We start from the raw sequence: 4,696 nt of genomic DNA, 5'->3' as shown, positions 1-4,696 counted from the left end.
GGTCATAGTCTATCAGCCTAAATACCTAGATGGTCTGATTTAGGAAGGGCTAATGACATAGCCCCTATGGTGAGGTCATACTTCGATACTAGAAATAGACTTCGATTTAATCACTTGCTAATCTCAATGAATCCCCTAGCTTTAGCTATGGGAGAGAATGTCAACAAGTTTTATATAATTTTAAATTTAGAAAAGGAATAAGAAAGGATGATAAGATAATGTTGGAATATAAATATGATGTACAGTTACTAATTGAGGGGGTTAACCTAGAGGAAGATGCAATAAATAATTATTTTACTGATAATTTTGAAGGAGACTGCTTACTTGCTGTAGGAGATGAAGAACTTATCAAAATTCATTTCCATACTAATGAACCTTGGAAAGTATTAGAATACTGTTCTTCTTTAGGTGAAATCTATGATATTGTAGTTGAAGATATGGAACGTCAATCTAAAGGTCTTAGAGGATAAGTTGTAATACATAATATGTAAATTTAGGACTAAGAATTAAATACAAGTATTTAAAATGCCCATTGATATGTATCTAATATACAAATTAATGGGTATTTTAATCTAAACTATACATATAGAACTATAACAAACTAGATCTATCATTAAACAGGACAACTTTTCATTTTTTTCAAATACACTATTAAAAGCAGTATCTACTAGAAAATCAAAATTTCTAGTATTATTCAAAGCGAATATTTGTAAAAGTGGATTTTATCAACAAGGGGGTAAATCATGATTCAATCAGTTGTACATATAGCATTAGTTGTAAAGGGTTATGATGAAGCAATAGACTTCTATACAAAAAACTACATTTTGATTTGATTGAAGATACATATCAGCTAGAGCAAGATAAAAGATGGGTAGCAATATAAACACTAGGTTCAAATGGAATTACTATTGTTAAAAAGAATTAAATAACACATTTTACATATATTTATATAAAATGTGTTATACAATATAAGTAAATATATAGGTGTAAAAAACTATAATAAGTGGGGAAAAAATTATGATATTTTATTTTTCAGGAACAGGAAATTCGCTATATATAGCAAAAGACATAGCTACTAAACAGAAGGAAGAAATACTATCTATATCAAAAGAAATGAATTTAAATAAAGATGTATATGAATATACTTTAAAAGATAATGAAAAAATAGTATTTATCTTTCCGATATATGCATGGGCTCCACCAAAAATAGTCCTAGACTTTATAAATAAATTAAAAATAAATAATTATAAAGAAAATTATTTATGTTCCATAGCTACTTGTGGAGAAAATATAGGAAATGCAATGGATTTATTAAGTAAGAAATTAAAAGAGAAAGAATTAAACTTAAATAGTGGATTCTCTTTAGTAATGCCTAATAACTATATGATAGCAGGGGATGTATTTAGTAAAGAAGAAAGCATAAAAATTATCAAAGCTTCTGATATAGTTTTAGAGGATATAAATAAAATAATAAGTAATAAAGAAAAAAATATTCTTAAAGTAGCAAAAGGTCCTATGCCTCAATTTATGACATCTGTAATAAATCCATGTTTTAATAAGTTTGCTATAAACTCTAAGAAATTTTATGTGAATGATAATTGTATAGGATGCAAAATATGCGAGAAAGTATGTAATACCAAGTGTATAACAGTAGATAAAGTACCATCATGGGGTGAAAATTGTACACAGTGCTTAGCTTGTATTAATTATTGTCCTAAAAGAGCTATTGAATTTGGAAAAAATACTTATAAAAAAGGAAGATATACAAATCCGTATATAGATATAGAAGAAATGAATATATAATAAAAACATCAACTGCTTAAGATGAAGAGCAGTTGATATTTTTTACGCTTAAGGATATTATGTTATGTTAAAAACTGTGGATAAGTTGCTATATTTAAGCAACGTCAACATACTTAGTGAAAGTAAAAAAGATTTTTAGCAACGCGCAGAGCCGTTGGCGATATGAAGTGTTTCGCCGACAGGTCGCTCAAGCGAAGTAAATTTTTTATTAAATTTATCTTGAGAAAACATAGTTTTCATAATCAGATAAATCCGTATTAAATTTATAACCTTCTACATTAAAACTCTTTAAGTCAGAGATATTATCAATTTTATTTTTTACAATATAATTAACCATATATCCACGAGCACGCTTCGCATATAAACCTTTAGTTTGATAGACATCTTTAGTAGGATTATATTCTTTAAATGCTATATCAATAAAATTATATTCTTTTTTTAGGATTTTTAAATCTATACACTTCAAGTATTCAGAAGAAGCTAGATTAATTAAAACTTTGTTATTATGATTTTTAAGTTCATTAATTAAATTATCTGTAACCTTACTTTTCCAAAACTTATATAAATCATTTCCACATTGATTTTGAAGTTTTGATTTCATTTCTAGTCTGTATGGTTCTATTAAGTCTAAGGGCTTTAATACTCCATAAAGTCCGGAGATTATTCTTAAATGATTATTTACAAATTCAAAGTCAGAATCTATAAATTCATCAGCCTTCATACAGCTAAAAACTTCACCATCAAAAGCTAATATACTTTGCAATTTAGGGTTATCATTAGACAATAAGTTACTATGTCTTTCATAATTTAAATTTGTTAAATCATCACTTAAATTCATAAGAGTTGATAATTCTTCTTTAGATAAAGATTTTAGTAAGTGGATTAAATATTTTATTTCTTTGTCAAAAACAGGTAAAGATTCATTATTTATATTTATATTCTTATCAAAATTCATAGTTGTTGTTGGAGATATTATTGTAAGCATTTTACACCTCTTTTGTTATTATAATTTGTCTACCTATATTATATACTACAAATTTATAGTTTCTAAACAATTAATATTTAATATTATTTATAAATAATAAAAACAGGATTAGACATATTCTATAAAGAATTAATTATATAGGAATTTAATAACTAAGGGGGCAAATATGCAAACTAATTGGAGTCTAAAGGAAATCTATCCATCATTTGATAGTAATGAATTTAAGAATGATATTAAAAAATTGGAAGAACTAATAAAAATTTTTAACAGTTGGGTAAAAGAAAGTATAGCAGATTATAGGGATAGTAAAGAAAAACTTGAAGAGTATATAAGAAAACGCTCAGAGATTCAAAATATTTCTAGTAGGTTAGAGAATTTTATATCTTTAAATTTAAGTGTAAATACAAGTAATTTAGAGGCACTAAAATACTCAGATATATTAAGCAATGCATTAACAAGTGTAGTAGAAGGAAATACCCTAATAGAAAAATGGATAAGCAATACTAAAGATATAGAAAATCTAATAAACCAATCTGAATTACTAATAGAACATAGATTTATAATAAAAAAAATAATTGAAGAAAATAAATATTCTTTAAGTGAAAGAGAAGAAAACATAATAGCAAATATGAAAAATACAGGCTCAAAGTCTTGGTCAAAATTAAAAGATAAGCTAGTATCAAACCACAGAGTAGCTATTATGCAAGATGGAGAAATAAAAAAACTACCATTAACAGTAGTATTAAATATGGCTAATGATAAAGATGCTGAAGTTAGAAAAAAAGCCTATAAAGCTGAAATAAAATCATACAAAAGAATAGAAGAGTCAGTAGCAGCAGCACTAAATGGAATTAAAGGAGAGGTAATAACAGAATGTAAACTTAGAGGTTATAAATCGCCACTAGAAAAAACACTATTAGACTCAAGAATGAGTGAAAAAACTTTAAACGCAATGTTGGATGCAATAAAAGAAAGCTTACCAGTGTTTAGAAAATACTTAAGAAGAAAATCGGAACTTTTAGGTCATAATGATGGTTTACCATTTTATGATTTATATGCACCAGTAGTAGATAGTGATATGACTTATGAATATGAAAAAGGTAGTGAGTTTGTTGTAAAAAACTTTAGAACTTTTAGTGATGATTTAGCAGATTTTGCAAAGAAAGCTATTGATAATGCTTGGATAGATGTATACCCAAAAGAAGGAAAGGTTGGAGGAGCATTTTGTTCTAACCTTCATGTTATAGGAGAAAGTAGATTTTTATTAAACTATGGAGATAGCTTTAAGGATGTATCAACATTAGCACATGAGCTAGGTCATGGATTCCATGGAGAGTGCTTAAATAATGAAGCAGTGTTAAATACAGATTATCCAATGCCAATAGCGGAAACTGCATCAATATTCTGTGAGACTATAATAAAAAATGCAGCTATAAAAGAAGCAAATAAAAAAGAAACTTTAGCAATTCTTGAAAGTGATATTAGTGGATGTACTCAAGTAATAGTAGATATATACTCAAGGTTCTTATTTGAAAAAGAAGTTTTTGAAAAAAGAGAAACAAGTGCCTTATCAGTAGATGAAATAAAAGATGCTATGATAAAAGCACAAAAAGAAGCTTATGGAGATGGTTTAGATCAAAACTACTTACATCCATACATGTGGTTATGGAAACCTCATTATTATGATGCTAATTATAATTTTTATAACTTCCCATACGCTTTTGGCGAATTATTTGCAAGGGGATTATATGCAAGATATTTAAAAGAAGGTAGTAAATTTGTAAAAGACTATGAAAAACTATTATCTATTACAGGTAAAAATAATTTAGTAGATGTAGCTAAAACTGTTGGATTAGATATTGAGAATATAGATTTTTGGAGAAGTTCATTAAAAATCATTGAAGATGA

The 4,696-nt window shown here is 26.8% G+C and carries 5 protein-coding genes; 4 read left to right on the top strand and 1 reads right to left on the bottom strand.

Going from position 1 to position 4,696, the window contains the following annotated elements:
- Nucleotides 1-218: 218 nt before the first annotated feature.
- The 3 genes from ACRC03_RS11695 (at nucleotide 219) to ACRC03_RS11685 (ending at nucleotide 1,803) form a co-directional block, all read left to right on the top strand.
- Nucleotides 219-470, top strand: a complete 252-nt coding sequence (locus ACRC03_RS11695; RefSeq protein ID WP_438652747.1) for a kinase to dihydroxyacetone kinase — start codon at nucleotides 219-221, stop codon at nucleotides 468-470.
- Nucleotides 471-743: 273 nt separating this feature from the next.
- Entirely contained in the window at nucleotides 744-833 is a 90-nt protein-coding gene (locus tag ACRC03_RS11690) for a VOC family protein (protein ID WP_438652746.1), read from the top strand.
- Between the two features lie 184 nt (nucleotides 834-1,017).
- Nucleotides 1,018-1,803 (top strand): EFR1 family ferrodoxin, encoded by a 786-nt coding sequence (locus tag ACRC03_RS11685; protein ID WP_438652745.1) that lies wholly within the window; start codon nucleotides 1,018-1,020, stop codon nucleotides 1,801-1,803.
- A gap of 214 nt (nucleotides 1,804-2,017) precedes the next feature.
- On the opposite strand, the gene ACRC03_RS11680 is transcribed toward ACRC03_RS11685, so the two are convergent.
- Entirely contained in the window at nucleotides 2,018-2,788 is a 771-nt protein-coding gene (locus tag ACRC03_RS11680) for a YaaA family protein (RefSeq protein ID WP_438652744.1), read from the bottom strand.
- Nucleotides 2,789-2,954: 166 nt separating this feature from the next.
- Here ACRC03_RS11680 and ACRC03_RS11675 point away from each other — a divergent pair.
- A partial coding sequence (locus tag ACRC03_RS11675) for a M3 family oligoendopeptidase (RefSeq protein WP_438652743.1) occupies nucleotides 2,955-4,696 on the top strand: 1,742 nt, incomplete at its 3' end.

Origin of the sequence: Romboutsia sp. (assembly GCF_051659545.1) — a bacterium.
Classification (GTDB): Bacteria; Bacillota; Clostridia; order Peptostreptococcales; family Peptostreptococcaceae; genus JBOFOR01.
The sequence above is the reverse complement of the archived record's forward strand: the minus strand, read 5'-3'. Positions and strand labels throughout refer to the sequence as shown.

Bases quoted from the DNA above. Each gene is read 5' to 3' on its own strand.
- ACRC03_RS11680 (WP_438652744.1), bottom strand. From the start codon at position 2,788: ATGCTTACAATAATATCTCCAACAACAACTATGAATTTTGATAAGAAT.
- ACRC03_RS11690 (WP_438652746.1), top strand. From the start codon at position 744: ATGATTCAATCAGTTGTACATATAGCATTAGTTGTAAAGGGTTATGAT.
- ACRC03_RS11685 (WP_438652745.1), top strand. From the start codon at position 1,018: ATGATATTTTATTTTTCAGGAACAGGAAATTCGCTATATATAGCAAAA.
- ACRC03_RS11695 (WP_438652747.1), top strand. From the start codon at position 219: ATGTTGGAATATAAATATGATGTACAGTTACTAATTGAGGGGGTTAAC.